This window comes from Stenotrophomonas sp. MH181796, from assembly GCF_009659995.1.
GTDB classification, from domain to species: domain Bacteria; phylum Pseudomonadota; class Gammaproteobacteria; order Xanthomonadales; family Xanthomonadaceae; genus Stenotrophomonas; species Stenotrophomonas riyadhensis.
Genome location: NZ_RAHU01000007.1, coordinates 250,670 through 270,036, shown reverse-complemented (window position 1 = coordinate 270,036; position 19,367 = coordinate 250,670). Strand labels below are relative to the sequence as shown.

Annotated in this window: 23 protein-coding genes and 1 tRNA gene; 17 read left to right on the top strand and 7 right to left on the bottom strand. The window is 66.0% G+C overall.

Annotated features, from left to right (window positions below):
* Nucleotides 1–26: 26 nt before the first annotated feature.
* Nucleotides 27–980 (bottom strand): MoxR family ATPase, encoded by a 954-nt coding sequence (locus D5301_RS18460; protein WP_153856512.1) that lies wholly within the window; start codon nt 978–980, stop codon nt 27–29.
* Nucleotides 981–1,022: 42 nt separating this feature from the next.
* Here D5301_RS18460 and D5301_RS18455 point away from each other — a divergent pair, with 42 nt between their 5' ends.
* The gene (locus D5301_RS18455) at nt 1,023–2,858 is read left to right on the top strand and encodes a glycosyltransferase family 39 protein (protein ID WP_153856511.1); all 1,836 of its coding nucleotides are present in this window, start codon (nt 1,023–1,025) and stop codon (nt 2,856–2,858) included.
* A gap of 119 nt (nt 2,859–2,977) precedes the next feature.
* Here the strand turns inward: D5301_RS18455 and D5301_RS18450 are convergent, their stop codons facing one another.
* On the bottom strand, nt 2,978–3,547 hold the full coding sequence (locus tag D5301_RS18450) for a Maf family nucleotide pyrophosphatase (RefSeq protein ID WP_153856510.1): 570 nt from the start codon (nt 3,545–3,547) through the stop codon (nt 2,978–2,980).
* A 113-nt stretch (nt 3,548–3,660) separates the two neighbouring features.
* Here D5301_RS18450 and D5301_RS18445 point away from each other — a divergent pair, with 113 nt between their 5' ends.
* From D5301_RS18445 to D5301_RS18380, 14 genes are all read left to right on the top strand, one after another.
* A complete protein-coding gene (locus D5301_RS18445; protein WP_094001990.1) occupies nt 3,661–4,170 on the top strand; it encodes a YceD family protein in 510 nt (169 codons plus the stop codon).
* Between the two features lie 107 nt (nt 4,171–4,277).
* Nucleotides 4,278–4,472, top strand: coding sequence for a 50S ribosomal protein L32 (rpmF, locus tag D5301_RS18440; protein ID WP_004154640.1), 195 nt, complete (start codon nt 4,278–4,280; stop codon nt 4,470–4,472).
* A 91-nt stretch (nt 4,473–4,563) separates the two neighbouring features.
* Nucleotides 4,564–5,541 (top strand): beta-ketoacyl-ACP synthase III, encoded by a 978-nt coding sequence (locus D5301_RS18435; RefSeq protein WP_049434317.1) that lies wholly within the window; start codon nt 4,564–4,566, stop codon nt 5,539–5,541.
* Nucleotides 5,542–5,619: 78 nt separating this feature from the next.
* Nucleotides 5,620–6,402, top strand: coding sequence for a serine/threonine protein phosphatase (locus tag D5301_RS18430; protein ID WP_110711290.1), 783 nt, complete (start codon nt 5,620–5,622; stop codon nt 6,400–6,402).
* A gap of 160 nt (nt 6,403–6,562) precedes the next feature.
* A complete protein-coding gene (gene fabD, locus D5301_RS18425; protein WP_032127764.1) occupies nt 6,563–7,507 on the top strand; it encodes an ACP S-malonyltransferase in 945 nt (314 codons plus the stop codon).
* Nucleotides 7,508–7,589: 82 nt separating this feature from the next.
* Nucleotides 7,590–8,333, top strand: coding sequence for a 3-oxoacyl-ACP reductase FabG (fabG, locus tag D5301_RS18420; protein ID WP_110711292.1), 744 nt, complete (start codon nt 7,590–7,592; stop codon nt 8,331–8,333).
* A gap of 152 nt (nt 8,334–8,485) precedes the next feature.
* Complete coding sequence (gene acpP, locus D5301_RS18415; protein ID WP_005408313.1) at nt 8,486–8,725, top strand: acyl carrier protein; 240 nt, start codon at nt 8,486–8,488, stop codon at nt 8,723–8,725.
* Nucleotides 8,726–8,868: 143 nt separating this feature from the next.
* A complete protein-coding gene (gene fabF, locus D5301_RS18410; RefSeq protein ID WP_153856508.1) occupies nt 8,869–10,131 on the top strand; it encodes a beta-ketoacyl-ACP synthase II in 1,263 nt (420 codons plus the stop codon).
* 134 nt (nt 10,132–10,265) lie between these two features.
* Nucleotides 10,266–11,630 carry an aminodeoxychorismate synthase component I gene (locus D5301_RS18405; protein WP_153856507.1) on the top strand — a complete coding sequence of 455 codons (1,365 nt, stop codon included), beginning with the start codon at nt 10,266–10,268 and terminating at the stop codon, nt 11,628–11,630.
* 170 nt (nt 11,631–11,800) lie between these two features.
* The gene (gene mltG / locus D5301_RS18400; protein WP_110711298.1) at nt 11,801–12,862 is read left to right on the top strand and encodes an endolytic transglycosylase MltG; all 1,062 of its coding nucleotides are present in this window, start codon (nt 11,801–11,803) and stop codon (nt 12,860–12,862) included.
* Nucleotides 12,859–13,524 carry a dTMP kinase gene (tmk, locus tag D5301_RS18395; protein ID WP_110711300.1) on the top strand — a complete coding sequence of 222 codons (666 nt, stop codon included), beginning with the start codon at nt 12,859–12,861 and terminating at the stop codon, nt 13,522–13,524. The genes mltG and tmk overlap by 4 nt, the downstream gene beginning before the upstream one ends.
* On the top strand, nt 13,521–14,477 hold the full coding sequence (locus tag D5301_RS18390; RefSeq protein ID WP_054171118.1) for a DNA polymerase III subunit delta': 957 nt from the start codon (nt 13,521–13,523) through the stop codon (nt 14,475–14,477). The genes tmk and D5301_RS18390 overlap by 4 nt, the downstream gene beginning before the upstream one ends.
* The gene (locus tag D5301_RS18385; protein WP_004146965.1) at nt 14,474–14,827 is read left to right on the top strand and encodes a PilZ domain-containing protein; all 354 of its coding nucleotides are present in this window, start codon (nt 14,474–14,476) and stop codon (nt 14,825–14,827) included. The genes D5301_RS18390 and D5301_RS18385 overlap by 4 nt, the downstream gene beginning before the upstream one ends.
* Nucleotides 14,828–15,016: 189 nt before the next feature.
* Nucleotides 15,017–15,091 (top strand) — tRNA-Val (locus D5301_RS18380).
* An 84-nt stretch (nt 15,092–15,175) separates the two neighbouring features.
* On the opposite strand, the gene D5301_RS18375 is transcribed toward D5301_RS18380, so the two are convergent.
* Entirely contained in the window at nt 15,176–15,739 is a 564-nt protein-coding gene (locus D5301_RS18375; protein ID WP_110711302.1) for a hypothetical protein, read from the bottom strand.
* A gap of 52 nt (nt 15,740–15,791) precedes the next feature.
* A complete protein-coding gene (locus D5301_RS18370; protein ID WP_110711303.1) occupies nt 15,792–16,199 on the bottom strand; it encodes a hypothetical protein in 408 nt (135 codons plus the stop codon).
* A 519-nt stretch (nt 16,200–16,718) separates the two neighbouring features.
* On the opposite strand from D5301_RS18370, the gene D5301_RS18365 reads away from it, so the two are divergent.
* Both D5301_RS18365 and D5301_RS18360 read left to right on the top strand, forming a co-directional pair.
* Complete coding sequence (locus tag D5301_RS18365; protein WP_110711305.1) at nt 16,719–17,099, top strand: tautomerase family protein; 381 nt, start codon at nt 16,719–16,721, stop codon at nt 17,097–17,099.
* A 47-nt stretch (nt 17,100–17,146) separates the two neighbouring features.
* Nucleotides 17,147–17,569, top strand: a complete 423-nt coding sequence (locus D5301_RS18360; protein WP_153856506.1) for a hypothetical protein — start codon at nt 17,147–17,149, stop codon at nt 17,567–17,569.
* A gap of 67 nt (nt 17,570–17,636) precedes the next feature.
* Here the strand turns inward: D5301_RS18360 and D5301_RS18355 are convergent, their stop codons facing one another.
* The 3 genes from D5301_RS18355 to D5301_RS18345 are packed head-to-tail and all read right to left on the bottom strand — an operon-like array spanning nt 17,637 to nt 19,367.
* Nucleotides 17,637–18,710 (bottom strand): contractile injection system protein, VgrG/Pvc8 family, encoded by a 1,074-nt coding sequence (locus D5301_RS18355; protein WP_324187346.1) that lies wholly within the window; start codon nt 18,708–18,710, stop codon nt 17,637–17,639.
* On the bottom strand, nt 18,701–18,916 hold the full coding sequence (locus D5301_RS18350) for a tail protein X (RefSeq protein ID WP_153856505.1): 216 nt from the start codon (nt 18,914–18,916) through the stop codon (nt 18,701–18,703). Before D5301_RS18350 ends, D5301_RS18355 begins: the two co-directional genes overlap by 10 nt.
* Complete coding sequence (locus D5301_RS18345) at nt 18,900–19,367, bottom strand: phage tail protein (RefSeq protein ID WP_110711312.1); 468 nt, start codon at nt 19,365–19,367, stop codon at nt 18,900–18,902. The genes D5301_RS18350 and D5301_RS18345 overlap by 17 nt, the downstream gene beginning before the upstream one ends.

Sequence of the window (19,367 nt, the reverse complement as noted above, 5' to 3'; positions counted from 1 at the left end):
CAGTCGTGCCCAGCGCGTGGCCACGCTCAGTCGACCGCAACGGTCTGCAGGATCGCGCGTGCCAGTGCCGGTCCCGAGCTGGACTCGGCTTCCGCTACCAGTCGGTGACCGGCCACCGCCACGAACAGGGTCTGCACGTCTTCGGGCACCACATGGCCGCGCCCCAGCAGCAGTGCATGTGCCTTGGCCGCGCGCAGCAGCGCCAGGCCCGCACGTGGTGACAGGCCCACGCGCACACCGGCATGCTGGCGGCTGCGGGTCAGCAGCGCCTGCACATAGTCGATCAGCGCGTCGCTGGCATGCACCTGGTTCACTGCGTCGCGCAGCGCGCGCACCTGGGTGTCATCCAGTTTCGGTACGGCACGCGCGATCAGGTCGCGGCGATCGGTGCCGCGCAGCAGCTCGCGCTCGGCCTGCGCGCTGGGGTAACCCATCGCCAGTCGCAGCAGGAAGCGGTCCAGCTGCGAATCCGGCAGCGGGAACGTGCCGGACAGATCCACCGGGTTCTGCGTAGCGATCACGAAGAAAGGATCGGGCAGGGCGTGGGTCTGTCCATCCAGGGTGACCTGTTGTTCGGCCATCGCCTCCAGCAGTGCGCTCTGCGTGCGTGGCGGCGCACGGTTGATCTCGTCGGCCAGCAGCACATGGGTGAACACCGGGCCCGGGTGGAACTGGAACTGGCGGCTGCCTGCTTCATACACCGAGACGCCGAGCACATCGGCGGGCAGCAGGTCGGAGGTGAACTGCACGCGCTGGAAGCCGAGGCCGAGGCTGCTGGCCAGTGCATGCGCCAGTGTGGTCTTGCCCAGGCCGGGCAGATCTTCGATCAGCAGATGGCCGCCGGAAAGCAGGGCGACGAAAGCCAGCCTGACTTCCGGCACCTTGCCCAGTACCAGTGCATTCACCTGATCCTGTGCCTCCCGCAGGGCCTGACGCAGTTGATCGGTTAGCATGCTGGGATTGGGGGACGAAGCTGTCATGATCGTCTCAGATCTGGAATCCACACGATTATCCATAGAGCAATGCAAGGCGAACAGCGCGCACGAACGATATTTCTCTGGTTATGGACGCTGGTCACAGCGGCCAAGCTGGTGGTCGCTGCGCGCCTGCCGCTGTTCGTCGATGAAGCGTTCTACTGGCAGGAAGGCCAGCACCTGGCGGCCGCGTATTCGGATCTGCCCGGGCTGACCGCATGGCTGGCACGGCTGGGCGTGGAGATCGGTGGCCATCATGTGCTTGCCCTGCGCCTGCCGTTCCTGGCCATCGGCGCGCTGCTGCCATTGCTGGTGGTGCGCACGGCCACGCGCTGGTTCGGCAATGTGGCGGGATGGCAGGCGGGCAGCCTCACGCTGCTGATGCCGTTGTCGGCGACGCTGGGCCTGCTGGCAGTGCCGGATGTGCCGATGGCGCTGGCGGCAGTGATCTGTCTGCACGCCGGCGCGCGGCTGCTGCACAACGTCGACGCATCGTCGGCGATGAAGCTCGCGCTGGGCCTGGCGATCGGTGCGCTCAGCCACTATCGCTTCATTGGTGTCATCGGCGTCGGCTTCATCGCACTGCTGGCGCTGCCGCAGGGGCGGCGCATGCTGGGTGATCCACGCGTGTGGGTGGCACTGGCGGTGGGCGTGCTGGCATGGCTGCCGCTGCTGGCATGGAATGCAGACAATCACGATGCCGGCCTGAAGTTCCAGGTGGTCGAGCGCCATCCCTGGGCATTCGAGTGGGGTGGGCTGTGGTTCCTGGTGATCCAGCCGATGCTGGTCACCCCGATCCTGTGCATGGCGATGTGGAAGGTGGCGCTGGCCGGTACCCGCAGCGGCGGTGGCGCGCGCGTGCAGTGGCGCTACTTCGGGCTGGTGGGGGGCGTATCCACGCTGGGCATCTTCCTGCTGGGTTTCTTCACCGACGTCGAGCGCATCAGTTTCCACTGGCCGCTGCCGGGCTACCTGGCGTTGCTGGTGGCCGTGCCGGTGGTGCTCAACGGGTGGCCGCGCTGGCTGCGGCGCACCGGCTGGTGGCTGGCAGGCGCAGGCATGGTGCTCGCGTTCGGCTACTACCTGATGGCGTCCACGCCTTCGTTGCGCGAAGAGTTGGCGGGCAGCAAGTACTACCCGCGCAATTTCGCCGGCTGGCAGCCGTTGGCGGTCGCCGTGCACGACGAGTTGCGCCAGATGCCGGAGGGAACGCGCGTGCTGGCGGGCAACTTCAAGGTTGGCGCCGAACTTGGGTTCCAGCTTGGCAACGGGAATATTGAAGTGTTGCCGCATCCGCTCAATGACAAGCATGGACGCACCGCGCAGCTCGCGCAGTGGGGCTTGTTGCATGAAGGCGAGCGCACGGTGCCGATGCTGTTGGTCCTGTCGCCCAGCGATCAGCGCTATCGCGAACTGCTTGAGCGCTATCACGCCATCTGCGAGCAGGTGGGGCCATTGCCCGCGCCGCGGGTGGTCAGCAGCGACCATGGGTTCCAGCGTTTCCTGCTGTTCCGGTTGCCGGTGCAGCGGGCAACCGGGCCGTGTGTGACCCCGGCGATGGCCTGGCTGGATGCACCCGCCAATGGCGAGACGGTGTCCGGCATGTTCGCGATCAAGGGCTGGGCGTTCAAGGACGGTGTCGGTCTGGCACGGGTTGAAGTGCTGGTGGATGGCCGCTCGATCGGTGATGCGCGCTATGGACGCGCCTTCGATGTGCGCCAGACCTGGCCGGACAGCACCGACCCGCAGCATCCCGCAGTCGGCTTCGATGCCTCATTGGACACGACGACGCTGGCACCAGGGCGGCATTGGCTGGGCCTGCGCCTGTACGGCCGCGATGGCAGCGTGGAGGCGTGGCAGGAGCAGCCGTTCGAGGTTCGTTGACGCCTGCTTTTGTGGAGTCGAGCCATGCTCGACTGCTTTTTCCGGGCCGCCTGCCATCTGCAGCAGAAGCAGTCGAGCATGGCTCGACTCTACGTTTCAAGGTGGCGCCCCCCCGCAGTTCAGGGCACCGCGAAACCTGCCTTGCGCAGCAATCCGCACACCGCGATCAACGGCAGGCCGACCAGCGCGGTCGGGTCGCGGTTGTCGATCGTTTCGAACAGGCTGATGCCCAGGCCCTCGCATTTGAAGCTGCCAGCGCAGTCCAGCGGCTGTTCGGCGGCGACATAGCGGGCGATCTCATCCCGTTCCAGCGCGCGGAAACGCACTTCGGTCAGGTCGATGGCCGTGAACGAATCTCCATCGCGGCTGAGACAGACGGCCGTATGGAAGCGCACGGTCTGCCCGGCCATCGCCGCCAGCTGAGCATGGGCGGCCTCGACCGTGCCGGGCTTGCCCAGCGACTGCCCGTTCAGGTCGGCCACCTGGTCCGAGCCGATCACCCAGGCGCCCGGATGGCGGGCAGCCACCTCGGCGGCCTTGGCCGCAGCCAGGCGCGTGGCCAGAGCCTGCAAGGCCTCGCCGTTCAACGGGGTTTCATCCACCTCCGGGCGGGCGCAGTCGAACGGCAGGCCCAGCCGTTGCAGCAGTTCGCGGCGGTAGCGGGAGGTGGAGGCCAGGACCAGTGACATGCGACAATACCGGGGCAGGGCGCGGCAGTCTGGCCCGTCCGCAGCGCCAGCGGCAAGTCCTGTATGGCGGGCATTTGACAGCCGCCGCCCCGATCCTTAGTATTCAGCGGCTTATGTCCGCGAACGTGCCCGAAACGCTGGATGCCTGGCGGATGGTTGTAGCGCGAAGGCGCTTCGACGGTCAGGTCTCCCTGGCTGAATTGACCCGCCTGCAGGGGTTGGTCGCAGATACCGACGGCGAGTGTGCCTACTCGCTTGAATTCGGTCGCGACGACGTCTTGCGGGTATCCTATGTGGAACTGACCATCGACACCGCGTTGCCGCTGACCTGTCAGCGCAGCATGCAGCGATTCCTGTTGCCGGTGAAGGTGACCCAGAGGCTTGGCCTGATCCGCGACGAGGACGAGGAATCGTCCTTGCCGGAGGAATACGAGGCGTTGCTGGTGCCGGAAGACGGCCAGCTGCGTCCGTTGGACCTGGTCGAGGATGAGTTGGTGCTGGCAGTGCCGGTTGTACCGCTGTCGCCCGATGGCGAAGCAGTCGACAAGGACTGGGCGCCGAGCGAAGAAGAAACGAAGAAGGCCAACCCGTTTGCGGCGTTGGCGGCACTGAAGAAACAATAGCAGCCGGATTGTCGTCGGCGGCTGCGGCGAAAGCGAAAGTGTGCTGGGCGCTGGCGTCCTGCGCGACGATACGACGAAGCAAAACGAACCGAGTTTGGAGCAATCCCATGGCTGTGCAGAAATCCCGTGTCACCCCGTCCCGCCGCGGCATGCGTCGTGCCCATGACGCCCTGAGCGCCAAGCAGCTGTCGACCGACCCGACCACCGGCGAAGTGCACCTGCGTCACCACATCACTGCCGATGGTTTCTACCGCGGCAAGAAGGTCATCCAGACCAAGACCTCGGCCGTCGAAGAAGATTGATGTGCCGGGAAGGCCGCTGCCTCCGGGCAGCGGCCTTTGCCTTCTTTCCCGGGCGTGCCGGTGATCGGCGGCCCGCGCAACAGGAAACATGATGAGCAAGCGGATCTACTCGAGGATCGCGGGCACCGGTAGCTATTTGCCGGAAAAAGTCCTGACCAACGCCGACCTGGAAAAAATGGTCGAAACCTCGGATGAGTGGATCCAGTCGCGCACCGGAATTCGTGAACGGCACATTGCGGCCGAAGGCGAAACCACCAGCGACCTTGGCTACAACGCCGCCCTGCGCGCGCTTGAAGCCGCAGGCATCGATGCCTCGCAGCTCGACATGATCGTGGTCGGTACGACCACGCCTGACCTCATTTTCCCGTCCACCGCGTGCCTGATCCAGGCAAAGCTCGGTGTGGCCGGATGCCCCGCCTTCGACGTCAACGCCGCCTGCTCGGGTTTCGTGTTCGCGCTGGGCGTGGCCGACAAGTTCATCCGTTCCGGCGACTGCAAGCACGTGCTGGTGATCGGCACTGAAACGCTGACCCGCATGGTCGACTGGAACGATCGCACCACCTGCGTGCTGTTCGGCGATGGTGCCGGCGCTGTCGTACTCAAGGCCGACGAAGAAACCGGCATCCTCAGCACCCACCTGCATGCCGATGGCAGCAAGAAGGAACTGTTGTGGAACCCGGTCGGTGTCTCGACCGGCTTCAAGGATGGCGCCAACGGTGGCGGCACCATCAACATGAAGGGCAACGACGTGTTCAAGTACGCCGTCAAGGCGCTGGACTCGGTCGTGGACGAGACCCTGGCCGCCAATGGCCTGGACAAGTCCGACCTGGATTGGCTGATTCCGCACCAGGCCAACCTGCGCATCATCGAAGCCACCGCCAAGCGCCTGGACATGTCGATGGACCAGGTGGTGGTCACCGTCGACAAGCACGGCAACACCTCGTCGGGCTCGGTGCCGCTGGCGCTGGATGCCGCCGTGCGTTCCGGCAAGGTCGAGCGCGGCCAACTGCTGCTGCTGGAAGCCTTCGGTGGCGGCTTCACGTGGGGTTCGGCCCTGTTGCGCTATTGATAGTGCAAGTTACGACAACGTGAAGCTTTGTCGTTACGGCCCCTCTGGGGCCGTAACGCGTTCTAAGGAGGACCTGTCATGGTTGAGCCCATCGTCATCGAAGGGCAACGTGCCTGGCTGAAGCAGTACGGCAAGGGAAGCCGAGCAGTTGCCCTGGGCCTGCTCAATTTTGTTGCCCGCCGTTTCCATCTCGATGCCCTGCGCCCGCCACCGCACCGCGGCGGTGATGCAGCGCGCGAAACCGAAGCCCGTCGCCTGGGGGAACTGCAGGCGCAGGGCGTGAACGTGCCCGACGTGCTGGGCACCGGCCATGCCGCGCTGGTGATCGGCGACAACGGCAATTCGTTCAATACCTGCCTGCGCCAGGCCGATGAGGCCGGTCGCGACCGGCTGGTGATGGCGGCGATGCAGGCCATTGCCGAGGCTCATGGACGCGGCGCTTATTTCGGCCAGCCGCTGCCGCGCAACCTCACCTGGGATGGGCAGCAGGTGGGCTTCATCGACTTCGAGGAAGATCCGCTGGAAGTGATGGATCTGTCCGAAGCCCAGGCCCGCGACTGGCTGATGTTCGGCTACGGCGTGGCCAAGTACTACGCCGACCGCCCCGAGCACCTGCAGGCGATGATGGCCGAGGCGATGGGCGACGTTCAGGCGCCGGTACGCGAGCACGTGCACGCGGTCAGCGGCCGCCTGCGCAGCCTCGCCCGGGTGTGCATGAAGCTGGGCCGTTCGGCGCGCGCGCTGGCCCATTCGATCTTCATCACCCATGGCGCCAGCACCACCGGCGTGCTGATGCTGGTGGGCCTGTGCGTGGATTTCCTCGCCGACGGCGATCTGGACGTCCTGCAGCTGTTCTGCTGATGGCTGATAGGGGTCAGATCCCTTTTCCGCAGGAAAAGGGATCTGACCCCGTTGGGCTTGCCCGGCCATTCACCATACGCGTGCATACGCGCACGTACAGACGACACGGCATGTTCCCCCTTATCATGGCCCGCTTCGATTGCAACAAGCGGATGACCGCGTGACCGTATCCACCCTCGCTTTTGTCTTCCCCGGCCAGGGCTCGCAGTCTGTGGGCATGGTGGCCGAGCTGGCCGAACTGCACCCGCAGGTGCGTGAAGCCTTCACCGAGGCATCCGATGGTGCCGGCGTCGACCTGTGGGCGCTGTCCCAGGGCGGCCCGGAGGAAATGCTGAACCGTACCGAATACACCCAGCCGGCCCTGCTGGCCGCAAGCATCGGCGTGTGGCGCGCCTGGAACGCCGTGGGCGGTCCGCGCCCGTCGGTGCTGGCCGGTCACAGCCTGGGCGAGTACACCGCGCTGGTCGCGGCTGGCGCGCTGAGCCTGCATGACGGTGCGCACCTGGTGCGCCTGCGTGGCCAGCTGATGCAGGAAGCCGCACCGGCCGGTGTCGGCGCCATGGCCGCCGTGCTTGGCGCCGAAGACCAGCTGGTGCTGGACGTCTGCGCTGAAGCGGCAGGCAGCCAGGTGGTGGTGCCGGCCAACTTCAACTCGCCGGGCCAGATCGTGATCGGTGGCGACGCCGATGCGGTTGACCGTGCGCTGGCACTGCTGGCCGAGAAGGGCGTGCGCAAGGCGGTCAAGCTGGCCGTCAGCGTGCCCTCGCACACCCCGCTCATGCGCGAAGCCGCCAACCGCCTGGCTGAAGTGATGGCCGGCCTGGCCTGGCAGGCACCGCAGCTGCCGGTGGTGCAGAACGTTGACGCCAAGGTGCATGACGGCATCGACGCGATCCGTACCGCGCTGGTCCAGCAGCTGTACCAGCCGGTGCAGTGGACCGGGTGCGTGCAGGCACTGGCCGGCCGTGGCGTCACCCGGATCGCCGAGTGCGGCCCTGGCAAGGTGCTGACCGGCCTGGTCAAGCGCATCGACAAGGCCATCGACGGCCGTTCGCTGGCCACGCCGGGCGACTTCGAAGCTGCCCGCGAGGCATGGTCGGCCTGATCCCCCTTGTTCCTGCCGACCGTACCGGTGGCCGCTGCACGCGGCACGGGTGCGGCGGCCGCCCCAGCCTGAGGAAAACATCATGAGCAAGCCCCTGCAGGGTGAAATCGCACTGGTCACCGGTGCCAGCCGTGGCATTGGTGCCGCCATCGCCGATCTGCTGGCCGCCCAGGGCGCCACCGTCATCGGCACCGCCACCACCGAATCCGGCGCCGCTGCGATCGGTGAGCGCCTGGCTGCCCACGGCGGCCACGGCCGCGCGCTGAACGTCACCGACGTGGCTGCGCTGGACAGCGTGCTGGACGGCATCGCCAAGGAATTCGGCCCGATCTCGATCCTGGTCAACAATGCCGGCATCACCCGCGACAACCTGCTGATGCGCATGAAGGACGAGGACTGGGCGTCGATCATCGACACCAACCTGACCAGCGTGTTCCGCACCAGCAAGGCGGTGATGCGCGGCATGATGAAGGCGCGCAAGGGCCGCATCATCAACATCGCTTCGGTGGTGGGCGTGACCGGCAATGCCGGCCAGGCCAACTACGCGGCCGCCAAGGCCGGCATCATCGGCTTCAGCAAGTCGCTGGCCAAGGAAATCGGTTCGCGCGGTGTCACCGTCAATGTTGTCGCACCTGGCTTCATCGACACCGACATGACCAAGGCGTTGCCGGAAGAAGCGCGTACCGCGCTGATCAACGACATCGCCCTCGAACGCCTGGGTTCGCCGGAAGACATCGCCCATGCGGTGGCGTTCCTGGCCAGCCCGGCTGCCGGTTACATCACCGGTGAAACCCTCCATGTGAACGGCGGCATGTACATGCCGTAAGCAAGGGGCGCAGGGATTGCGCCGCAAGTGGTTGATCTGCCGGGTTTTTTGCTGCGATGCAAGGCCGCGCCGGTTTCCACTACACTATCCCACGGCCATCGCCTTTGATGGCGACCACTTTTGAACCACAACTCCATCTGGAGCGAGATCCCATGAGCACCATCGAAGAACGCGTCAAGAAAATCGTCGTCGAACAGCTTGGCGTCAAGGAAGAAGAAGTCACCAACAGCGCATCGTTCGTCGATGACCTGGGCGCTGACTCGCTGGACACCGTCGAGCTGGTGATGGCCCTGGAAGAAGAATTCGAGTGCGAGATCCCGGACGAAGAAGCCGAGAAGATCAGCACCGTGCAGGCCGCCATCGACTACGTCAAGGCCCACGTCAAGGCCTGATGTCAGACGGCAGTGCGCGTGCGGGTTGATCCTCGCCGCGCACCGCACCCCATGGGGCCGCTGTTGCGGCCCCGTGTGTTTGGGCATCACATCGAAGCAAACCGAGTTACCCGTAGAAATCATCCGGGTCAGGAGAAACAGCAATGAAGCGTCGCGTCGTCGTAACCGGCCTGGGTATCGTCTCGCCGTTGGGCAATGATCTGGCCAGCAGCTGGGAAGGCATCACCCATGGTCGTTCGGGCATCGGTCCGCTGACCAACGTTTCTGATGCCTACCTGGATCGGTTCACCACCAAGATTGCAGGTGAGGTCAAGGGATTCGACATCACCGCCGACAACGAACTGTTCGGCAGATTCCGGGTCAGCGGCAAGGATGCCAAGAAGATGGACCCGTTCATCCATTACGGCCTCGGTGCCTCGTTCATGGCCCTGCATGACTCGGGCCTGGAAATCTCCGACGCCAATGCCGAGCGCATCGGCGCCATCGTCGGCGCCGGCATCGGCGGCCTGCTCGGCATCGAAGAGCAGACCATCGAGTTCCATGAGGGCAAGAAGATCTCGCCCTTCTACGTGCCCAAGACCATCATCAACATGCTGCCGGGCCAGCTGAGCATCATCACCGGCCTGAAGGGCCCGTCGTTCTCGGCGGTGTCGGCATGCGCGACCTCGAACCATTCGATCGGTACCGCGATGCGCATGATCCAGTACGGCGATGCCGACGTGATGGTGGTCGGTGGTGCCGAACGTGGCTCGTCGCCGACCGCCGTGGGCGGCTTCTGCGCGATGAAGGCCATGAGCACCCGCAACGATGCCCCGGAACAGGCCTCGCGCCCGTGGGACAAGGACCGTGACGGCTTCGTGCTGGGCGACGGTGCCGGCATCCTGATCCTGGAGGAGTACGAGCACGCCAAGGCACGTGGCGCGAAGATCTACTGCGAACTGGCCGGCTTCGGCGCCAGCTCCGACGCGTACCACATGACCGCACCCAGCGAGAACGGCGAAGGCGCCGCACGCTGCATGGTCATGGCCATGAAGGACGCCGGCGTGACCCCGGAACAGGTGGGCTACCTCAACGCGCACGGCACCTCCACGCCGCTGGGCGACCTGGGCGAGACCATGGCGATGAAGACCGCTTTCGGCGACCACGCCTACAAGATGATGGTCAGCTCCACCAAGTCGATGACCGGCCACCTGCTGGGCGCTGCCGGCGGCGTGGAAGCGATCTTCTCGGTGATGGCGCTGCAGGACAACGTGATCCCGCCGACCATCAATCTGCAGCAGCCGGGCGAAGGCTGCGACCTGGACTACGTGCCCAACGAAGCACGCCAGGCCAAGGTCGACGTGGTGATGTCCAATGGCTTCGGCTTTGGCGGCACCAACGGCACGCTGATCTTCAAGCGCGTCTGACCGAGTTGTAGCGGCGAGCCATGCTCGACTCCGCCGTTGTGTAGAGTCGAGCCATGCTCGACCGAACGTGCGTTACGCACGAGGAGGCCGCCGCAAGGCGGCTTCCGTGCATCTGAATCCCCGAACTGGCTGCCATGACCCACGCACCGCTGATCCACCCGCTGCCGCACCCGATCGATCTGCTGGCCCTGCAGCAGCACGACCCGGCACGCTTCCCGCTGCTGATGGAATCCACCGCTTCGGGCACCGCCCAGGGCCGCTGGAGCCTGCTGCTGGCCGCACAAGGCGATGTCCTGCGGTTGGATGCCGACGGCCGGGTGCGCGACCAGCACGACGTGGTACACGCCGGCAGCTTCCTGCAGGTGCTGGACCGCGCCTGGCAGCACGAACGCCTGCCGCATGACGGCAGCCACAGCCTGCCGTTCCGCGGCGGCTGGGCGTTGATGCTGGATTACGAAGTGGCCAGCCAGATCGAGCCGGTGCTGCCGGCGCGTGCGCGCGAGGACGGCCGCCCGACCGCGCTGGCGCTGCGCTGCCCGGCCGCGGTGCTGCACGACCACCACAACGAGGCCAGCTTCGTCATTGCCGAAGCCGGTGAGCAGGCATTGCTGGATGCGCTGGTGGCGATGGCCTCGGCCGCGCTGCCCGAAGCCGGGCTGGGCTGGCAACCGCCGCAGTCGGTCGGCGAGGATGCGCCGCAGCGCTTCACCGACGGCGTGCGCCGGGTGATCGAGTACCTGCGTGCCGGCGATGTGTTCCAGGTGAACCTTTCGCGGCGCTGGAGCGCGCAGTTCGCCGCGCCGGTCAGCCCGCAGGCGCTGTACGCGCAGCTGCGCCGTGCCAACCCGGCACCGTTCGCCGGCCTGTTCAGCGCGCACGGCCGCCACGTGGTCAGTTCCTCGCCCGAGCGGCTGGTGTCGGTGCATGCCGGTCATGCGCAGACCCGGCCGATTGCCGGTACCCGTCCACGCTTCGAAGGCGACGACGATGCTGCGCGCATCCAGGAGCTGGTGGGTCACCCGAAGGAGCGCGCCGAGCACGTGATGCTGATCGACCTGGAGCGCAACGACCTGGGCCGCATCTGCCTGCCCGGTACCGTGGTGGTCGATGAGCTGATGACCGTGGAAAGCTACGCGCACGTGCATCACATCGTCAGCAACGTCAGCGGCCATCTGCGCCCGGAGGTCACGCCCGGCGAGGTGATTGCCGCGACCTTCCCCGGCGGCACCATCACCGGCTGCCCGAAGGTGCGCTGCATGCAGATCATCAGCGAGCTGGAGCAGGTGCCGCGTGGTGCCTACACCGGTGCGTTCGGCTGGCTGAACCGCGATGGCGACCTGGACCTGAACATCCTGATCCGTACCGCCGAAGTGGACGGGCATGAGGTGAGCTTCCGCACCGGCGCCGGCATCGTGGTCGACTCGGACCCGGACAAGGAACTGGACGAGACCCGCGCCAAGGCCCGCGGCCTGCTGCGCGCACTCGGCCAGCAGGGCTGATCGACCGGCTGGTAGTGCCGGCCGCTGGCCGGCAACCTCATTCATCCGGGGCCGCGGTTTTGGTGGGTGCCGACCTTGGTCGGCACGGATGCGGGCATCTGCCACCCGGTCATGACCCCAATCCACCGGCACGGTATCCTGCACGACGGAATCGAGTTCAGAGGTAGTCCATGGCGGGAGCCAAGCGCGGGTGTCTGTTCGTGGTAACGCTGGTGGTGGTGCTGGCCGCTGTCGTGGCCGGCGCGGGCGCGTGGTTCTTCTACCAGCAGACCCGGTTCGCCGACGCCCCGATCACCCCGACCGCCGAGAGTATGGTCATCGCCAGTGGCGATGGCATGAACAGCGTGCTGCGCAAGCTGCGCGATGCCGGTGTGGATGAAGGCCAGGACGCGCAATGGCAGCTGCTGGCGCGCCAGCTCGATGCCGCCGGCAAGCTGAAAGTGGGCGAGTACGCGCTCAACGCCGACCTGACCCCGCGCGAACTGCTGCTGCGCATGCGCGCGGGCAAGGTGCTGCAGCACCGCGTCACGATCGTCGAGGGCTGGAACATCCGCCAGCTGCGTGCTGCGCTCAAGCGCGCCGAGCCGCTGCTGCACACCACCGACACCCTGGATGACGCCGCGCTGATGCAGCGTCTCGGTTTCGGTGGCCAGCATCCGGAAGGCCGCTTCCTGCCGGAGACCTATGTCTACCAGCGCGGCGACAGCGATCTGGACGTGCTCAAGCGTGCCCACGCTGCGATGGAGAAGGCGCTGGACGAAGCGTGGGAAAGCCGCGCGCCGGACCTGCCGATCAACACGCCGTACGAACTGCTGACGATGGCCTCGATCATCGAGAAGGAAACCGCGCTGGCCAGCGAACGCCCGCAGATCGCCGGCGTGTTCATGCGCCGCCTGAAGATCGGCATGCGCCTGCAGACCGACCCGACCGTGATCTACGGCATCGGTGCCGCGTATGACGGCAACATCCGCCGTCGCGACCTGACCACCGATACGCCCTACAACACCTATACCCGTGCCGGCCTGACCCCGACCCCGATCGCCATGCCCAGCCGCGACGCGCTGATGGCCGCCGCGCAGCCGCTGTCGGGCGACGCGCTGTACTTCGTTGCCGTCGGCGATGGCAGTGGTGCGCACGTGTTCTCGCCCAGCCTGGACCAGCACAACGCCGCAGTGGCCCGCTACCTGCAGCAGCTGCGCCAGCAACGTACCAAGGAGACCCCGGCGCAATGAGTCCCGCGCTGCTTCGCCACCCGCGTTTCGTCAGCCTGGAAGGCGGCGAGGGCGCGGGCAAGACCACCGCCATCAATGCCATCCGTGACTGCCTGCGCAGCCACGGCCACGAGGTGGTGCTGACCCGCGAGCCGGGCGGTACGCCGCTGGCCGAGCGCATCCGTGGCCTGGTGCTGAAACCCGATGCCGAGATCGCCGCCGAGCCGCTCAGCGCCGAAGCCGAGCTGCTGCTGGTGTTCGCTGCACGTGCGCAGCATGTGCGCCAGGTGATCCGGCCGGCACTGCAGCGCGGCGCCTATGTGCTGAGCGATCGCTTCACCGATTCCAGCTATGCCTATCAGGGCGGTGGCCGCGGCCTCGATCCGCAGTGGATTGCCGATCTGGAACGACGCGCGGTGGGCCTGCTGCCGGGCCTGACCCTGCTGCTGGATGTGGATGTGGCCGTGGGCCGTGCACGCGCCAATGGCCGCGACCTGTGGCCGGACCGCATCGAAAGCGAACAGGATGATTTCTTCCAGCGCGTGCGCGAAGTGTTCCGCAGCCGCGCGCAGCAGGACCCGCAGCGCTTCGCGCTGATCGACGCCGGCCAAGTACAGGAGCGTGTGGCGGCCGATGTGGTTGCATGCGTCGAGCGTTGGCTGCAGGGCGGGGAGGGCGCATGAGTACGTTCTCGCCGTGGCAGCAGCGCGCGTTCGATCAGACGGTGGCCGCGCTCGATGCCGACCGGCTCGGCCATGGCCTGTTGATCTGCGGCCCGGCCGGGCTGGGCAAGCGCGAGGTGGCGTTGGCGTTGGCCGACCACGTGCTGGCGCGCGGTGATGCCGCGCATGCCACGCGCACGCGCCAGCTGATCGCCGCCGGTACCCATCCGGACCTGCAGCTGGTCAGCTTCATTCCGAACAAGAGCGGCGACAAGCTGCGTACCGAGATCGTCATCGAGCAGGTGCGTGAGATCACCGACAAGCTGGCGCTGACCCCGCAGTACGGCGTGGCGCAGGTGGTGATCGTGGACCCCGCCGATGCGATCAACCGTTCGGCGGCCAACGCGCTGCTGAAGACGCTGGAAGAACCGCAGCCGGGCCGTTACCTGTGGCTGATCAGCAGCGACCCGGCGCGCCTGCCGCAGACCATCCGCAGCCGTTGCCAGCGCCTGGAATTCAAGTTGCCGCCGCAGCACGAAGCGCTGGCCTGGCTGCAACAGCAGGGCCATAGCGAAGCATCTGCGCGCGAAGCGCTGGACGCGGCGCGCGGCCATCCCGGCCAGGCCGACAACTGGCTGCGCGAAGATGGCCTGAGCCTGCGCCGCGAGGTAGGCCGCGAGCTGGAACAGCTGGCGGCCGGCAAGACCGGCGCGGTGGAGCTGGCGCAGAAGTGGTGCGGTGATGACAACGCGGCGCTGCGCCTGCGCTTTGCCGCCGACCTGGCGCTGGCCCAGGCCAGCACCGATGCCTTGACCACGCCGGAGCGATTGCACAAGCTTGCAGCCTGGTTCGATGCGGCCAACCGCACCCGCGACCTGCTGCGCACCACGGTGCGTGCAGACCTTGCCGTGGTCGAGTTGCTGCTGGCCTGGAACAAGGTGAACGAGCGGCCTGCCGCAAGGGGAAATCGATGAGTGCCAGCAACGCCCGCCAGGGCATCCTGTCCCTGGCCGTGAAGGACAAAGCCGCGCTGTACAGCGCGTACATGCCATTCGTGAAGAACGGCGGCATCTTCGTGCCCACGCCCAAGCGCTACTTCCTGGGCGACGAGGTGTTCCTGCTGCTGACCCTGCCCGATTCCAGCGAACGCCTGCCGGTGGCCGGCAAGGTGATCTGGGTGACTCCGGCCGGCGCCCAGGGCAACCGTACCGCCGGCATCGGCGTGCAGCTGGCCGATGGCGCCGAAGGCGAGGGCGTGCGCCACAAGATCGAGACCCTGCTGGCTGGCCTGACCAGCTCGGACAAGCCGACCCACACGATGTGAAGCCGCGCTGGGCGGTCCTGTAGAGCCGAGCCATGCTCGGCTGCATGCCCCGAAACGCCTGTGACCCCGCTCCTCTGTAGAGTCGAGCCATGCTCGACTGCAGTCCCCGAAAACGCCCGTGAACACCTATGTGAAAAACTGTTGACGGCCTCTGAAAAGCCCCTATAATGAGCGGCTCAGCAACACACCGGGCGGTTAGCTCAGCGGTAGAGCATTGCCTTCACACGGCAAGGGTCACAGGTTCGATCCCTGTACCGCCCACCATGTTGCAGAACGAAAAAAGCCTCCAGCAATGGGGGCTTTTTTGTTGCCTGTGGTTCCTCGGCGCTCGCCGAGGCGGGTTCCATCTCAGCCGGGATCCTCCAGCAGTTCGCGGGCCATCATCGCGACACCATCCAACAGGTCGTAGCCACTGCCGGCCCGCACCACCACCGCCAGCAGACTACGACCCACCTCGGCATTGCCGCCGCTCAGTTCCATCCCGCCTTCAAAGCACAGATCGCCCAACCATTCGTGCGCCTGCTGCAGCCCGTGCTTGCGGACGCGGCGGAACTCCGAAAGCAGCTTGGCCTGGCCGGCTTCGTGCTCGCCATCGGCCAGCAGGCCGATGGCACCGCCGTGTGCCGCGCGCCAGATGGCTGGCAGCGGACGACCGTTCGCGTCCACCACGTCTGCCGAGAACGCGGCGCAGTACATTTCGTAGCGTTTGCCTGCCGTACTGCGGGGCACGATGCCAGCCTCCGCGAGCAGGCGTTCGGCTTCATCCAGTGTGTTGAACTTCAAGCGCAGCAGCGCAGGGCGGCTCAGCTGCTGTGCCAGCGCCTGCTGGTTGGCAGCGAACCATACGTTCCAGCCCACGCTTGCGCGGCCTTCCAGTGCGGCCTTGAAGTACTCCAGGTGTTCGGCATCCATTGCGTTCTCCTGCGATTCCCTGCGCGATTGTAGCCACGTGGCGGCCAGTCGCTCAGGCGGTTCCACCTTCCAGGCAATGGTTGGCTTCGCGCACCAGCTGTCGCGCGGCCACGATCAACCCGTCGGTGTGGAAGGCGCCCAGCTGTTCATCCGGGCCGGCCTCGTTGCGCGTGCGTTCGGCGGCCTGCAGCAGATCGAGCACTGCGGTGAGCCCTGCCATCGAGCGACGCAGCGACGCGTGATTGCTGGCGGCAAGGGTGAGGCTGCTGCACGGCTGCCCGTCCTCGCCATCGACGTTGCTGATGGCATTGAGGCACGCGAAAAACGCGGGTGACTGCACGGGCAGGTTCTGCTCGTCCAATGCGCACTCGATCTCGCGTGCGATGTCGTCGGGAACCTGAATGGCGATGTCGGCAATCAAGGCGTACAGGCGTGGAAACGATGCGGCTCGTTTGGTCATGGCGAAACCCTCACTGGCGCAAGGCCACCTTCGGAGTGAAGGTGGCGGACGGTGCGGGTTGGCGTACCAAGGCAGAAAGGCTCACAGGGAGAAAAGGCCCGGCGGATCTTGCGATCCCCACGCACCGCCCGCCATAGAAGGCAGTCGGTGCATTCTCTTTGCTGCGATCTGGATCGCAACATCCTGTGAGCCTGTTCGTTTATTCGAGACGCCAATCCCGACCAGGGCATGCTGCCTTGGCGATGCGATCATCGATCCACGTAAAGACGGAAGTCATTGAGGAAAGTTGCAACAACGCCAGCCAAGACGGGGTTCCACCATCCATGGGGTAATCCGCGCCTTGTCTGAACGAAGCAGCGCCGCTACACAGCCCAAGTAGATGGCAATCACGTCACCCGGCGCGGGCGCAGACAAACGTGCCATCCATGAAAGCAGACGTTCCATCCATGCGCTGTGCGGCCCCTCCCGACGGGCGTAGTCTCGGCTCACTGTCGTCCCATCTGGCCCTGGAGCCCCGCCATGCCGCTTGCCCGCATCGATCTTCGCAAAGGTAAATCCGCCGACTACCTGCAGCGCGTCGGTGAAGCCATCTACCAGGCCATGCGTGTGGTGGGCGTGCCGGAAAATGATCGCTTCCAGATCTTCCAGGAACACGAGCCCGGCACGTTGATCTACGATCCCGGCTACCTGGGCGTGGACCGCACCGACGATTTCATCTGCATCCAGATCACCTGGAACGAAGGGCGCACGCTGGAGCAGAAGAAGGCGCTGTACGCCGGCATCGCCGAGGGCCTGCACGCGGCGGTGGGCATCCGCCGCGAGGACGTGTTCATCAACCTGGTGGAAGTGAAGAAGGAGAACTGGTCGTTCGGGAACGGCCAGGCGCAGTATGTGATCTGATACCGTGCCTGGGCGCATGGGCCCGTCAAGCCAGCAGGGAGTGTCACATGGGGAGCAGGATCTTCCGGACGTTGGGCATTGCCTTGGTCCTGTGGGGCGTGCTGGCGCCCGGCAGAGGCTCGGCAGCCGACCCCATGCGAACCGCGCTGCCCATCGTGACGTTACAGATGAAGGCCGAGCAGATGCTGGACAGCATTCACAGGATGCCGCCGCCGGAGGGTGCTCAGAAGCAGGACATCAGTGGCTTTGTGAAACAGCAGCTGCCGCCCCGGATGGGCCTGTTGAACGTCAAGTCAGCCTTCAAAGATGTTCCCACCGCGCGGATATCCCGACCGGCTGAAGGTGTGCTGGTTGTGCGCGACGAAAGAAGACGCTGGCTGTGGTCCCGTACCCATGTCGTGGTGATGACCTATCGCTTCACCTACATGCCTGAGCAAGCCAAAGTGCACGCAGTCCGATACACGGAGTAGCGCCGGCAGGTCGTAGCAGTGTTACAGCAACTGGATCGGGAGAACCGCATCCGCGCCCCACCTGGATCTACACCTCGCTGCCGACCTGCTCGCCTTCGGTCGCTCGCGCGCTGCTGGCCGCCTTCACTGCGTCGGCACTGTTGGGTTGTTCGCACTCGATGCTGGTCACGTAGCCCTCGTGGCTGATGTTGTGCTCGGCGCGCTTGACCAGCCACCGCCCATCCACGCCGTCGCGGAAGCCCCGCATCACCACCGTGGCTTCGGCCATCAGCGTCTCGCGGCCGGGCAGGGTGTAGCTGAGCGTGCGCGTCTGCCGGGCTTGTTCCTGGTGCTTGGCGCGTGCTGCGGCTTCGGCGGTTTCGCGGTCGGCGTAGGCCATGCGCAGGCGCACGATCGGTTCACCGCTGCCCAACTTCACCTCCTGGCGCGTGGCACCGCGTACATCGCGGTAGTAGGCAATGGTGGTGCCGGTTTTCTCGCGTGAGACGATGCTCACTTTGTAGTTACTGCCATCGGCGGGGGTCAGGGTGACGTCGGGAATGCGCTCACCGCTTGCACTGGTGGAGTCGCCCCGTTTGACGAACATCAGGCGGCCGCCGCCCGGCTTGGCGATGGCATCGTGCTGCTTGGCCAGGCGCAGCAGCAGGTTCATGTCCGATTCCTGCGACTGCACCGTCAGCGGCAGCACGATCGATGCCAGCGATCCACTCACGGCGGCGCTCAGTCCGTGTTCGGCGGCCATGCGCTGCACCATGCCACCGATCGTCGTGCCCTTCTTCCAGGTGCGCGTCTTCTGTGTCTGCAGTTCGTTCTTGCCGCCCTTGCTGGCCTCGAACGGTGCGGCGCGCGCGCGCAGGGTCATGCTGCCCGGGTAGCCGGAAATCTCCACCTCGTCGCAGATGTACAGGCCCATGCGCCGCACTTCGCCGTCATAGCCGATGAAGGCCTCCAGCTCCGCGCCTGCCGGCGGCAGCTGGATCGGATCGGACGGGTCATGGTCGGCCAGCTGCAGCTCCAGCATGTCCGAGCTGTTGTCGGTCTCGTCGGTGATGCGCAGTGATTTGAAGCGCGACATGATCTTGTCGGTGATGTCCTGGCTGTTGGCCACCACGCGGAATGCCGGTGCGATGTTCAATCCCACAGGGCCACTCCCTTGCGTTCGCCGGCAGGGCGCTGCACGTCCGGCAGGGTGATCGCCAGGCCCGCAGGCAGTATCGCGCCGCGCGCGGCCAGGCCCGGGTTGGCATCGAACACCGCGCGCAGGATGGCCGGTGATTGTTCGCCATAGTGCGCGTACGCGATGCGGTCGACGACGTCGCCGTCGCGGGTGTTATACGTTCGTGCCATCGCTGTGCTTCCGCAGGGAGAGGGTGAATTCATGCCGCTGGATTCCCGCATCGACGGTGAAACCGGAGGCGGTGGCGTCGATCTTGTCGATGACCCACAGCCCCAGGTTCCCGCCCTTGCCGGTCAGCAGCCGCTGTGGCTTGCCCTGCGCTGCCAGCTTGCGCAGCTGCGAGAGCTCATTGCCGGCGCCCCGGAACTGATAGTGGATGACGCCGGGCAGCGTCATGCTGGCCTTGCCGGGGCCGGTGTACTGCAGGGCGGCCATCTGCCCGATGCGCTCCTGCGCAGCCCAGCCATACTCGTTGCTCTGCTGGATGTTCTGGAACACGGCGGTGTTGAGGCTGAACTTGAAGCCCCCCAGCATCAGCAGCACCGGGGCGTTGCCGGAGTCGTTGCTCTGGAAACGGGACAACAGCTTGTCGATGGATGCGGTTACGAACTCGCGCTTCAT

Coding starts and splice junctions, on each gene's coding strand:
- D5301_RS18460 (WP_153856512.1), bottom strand. CDS start 980: ATGACAGCTTCGTCCCCCAATCCCAGCATGCTAACCGATCAACTGCGT.
- D5301_RS18455 (WP_153856511.1), top strand. CDS start 1,023: ATGCAAGGCGAACAGCGCGCACGAACGATATTTCTCTGGTTATGGACG.
- D5301_RS18450 (WP_153856510.1), bottom strand. CDS start 3,547: ATGTCACTGGTCCTGGCCTCCACCTCCCGCTACCGCCGCGAACTGCTG.
- D5301_RS18445 (WP_094001990.1), top strand. CDS start 3,661: ATGTCCGCGAACGTGCCCGAAACGCTGGATGCCTGGCGGATGGTTGTA.
- rpmF (WP_004154640.1), top strand. CDS start 4,278: ATGGCTGTGCAGAAATCCCGTGTCACCCCGTCCCGCCGCGGCATGCGT.
- D5301_RS18435 (WP_049434317.1), top strand. CDS start 4,564: ATGAGCAAGCGGATCTACTCGAGGATCGCGGGCACCGGTAGCTATTTG.
- D5301_RS18430 (WP_110711290.1), top strand. CDS start 5,620: ATGGTTGAGCCCATCGTCATCGAAGGGCAACGTGCCTGGCTGAAGCAG.
- fabG (WP_110711292.1), top strand. CDS start 7,590: ATGAGCAAGCCCCTGCAGGGTGAAATCGCACTGGTCACCGGTGCCAGC.
- acpP (WP_005408313.1), top strand. CDS start 8,486: ATGAGCACCATCGAAGAACGCGTCAAGAAAATCGTCGTCGAACAGCTT.
- fabF (WP_153856508.1), top strand. CDS start 8,869: ATGAAGCGTCGCGTCGTCGTAACCGGCCTGGGTATCGTCTCGCCGTTG.
- D5301_RS18405 (WP_153856507.1), top strand. CDS start 10,266: ATGACCCACGCACCGCTGATCCACCCGCTGCCGCACCCGATCGATCTG.
- mltG (WP_110711298.1), top strand. CDS start 11,801: ATGGCGGGAGCCAAGCGCGGGTGTCTGTTCGTGGTAACGCTGGTGGTG.
- tmk (WP_110711300.1), top strand. CDS start 12,859: ATGAGTCCCGCGCTGCTTCGCCACCCGCGTTTCGTCAGCCTGGAAGGC.
- D5301_RS18390 (WP_054171118.1), top strand. CDS start 13,521: ATGAGTACGTTCTCGCCGTGGCAGCAGCGCGCGTTCGATCAGACGGTG.
- D5301_RS18385 (WP_004146965.1), top strand. CDS start 14,474: ATGAGTGCCAGCAACGCCCGCCAGGGCATCCTGTCCCTGGCCGTGAAG.
- D5301_RS18375 (WP_110711302.1), bottom strand. CDS start 15,739: ATGGATGCCGAACACCTGGAGTACTTCAAGGCCGCACTGGAAGGCCGC.
- D5301_RS18370 (WP_110711303.1), bottom strand. CDS start 16,199: ATGACCAAACGAGCCGCATCGTTTCCACGCCTGTACGCCTTGATTGCC.
- D5301_RS18365 (WP_110711305.1), top strand. CDS start 16,719: ATGCCGCTTGCCCGCATCGATCTTCGCAAAGGTAAATCCGCCGACTAC.
- D5301_RS18360 (WP_153856506.1), top strand. CDS start 17,147: ATGGGGAGCAGGATCTTCCGGACGTTGGGCATTGCCTTGGTCCTGTGG.
- D5301_RS18350 (WP_153856505.1), bottom strand. CDS start 18,916: ATGGCACGAACGTATAACACCCGCGACGGCGACGTCGTCGACCGCATC.
- D5301_RS18345 (WP_110711312.1), bottom strand. CDS start 19,367: ATGAAGCGCGAGTTCGTAACCGCATCCATCGACAAGCTGTTGTCCCGT.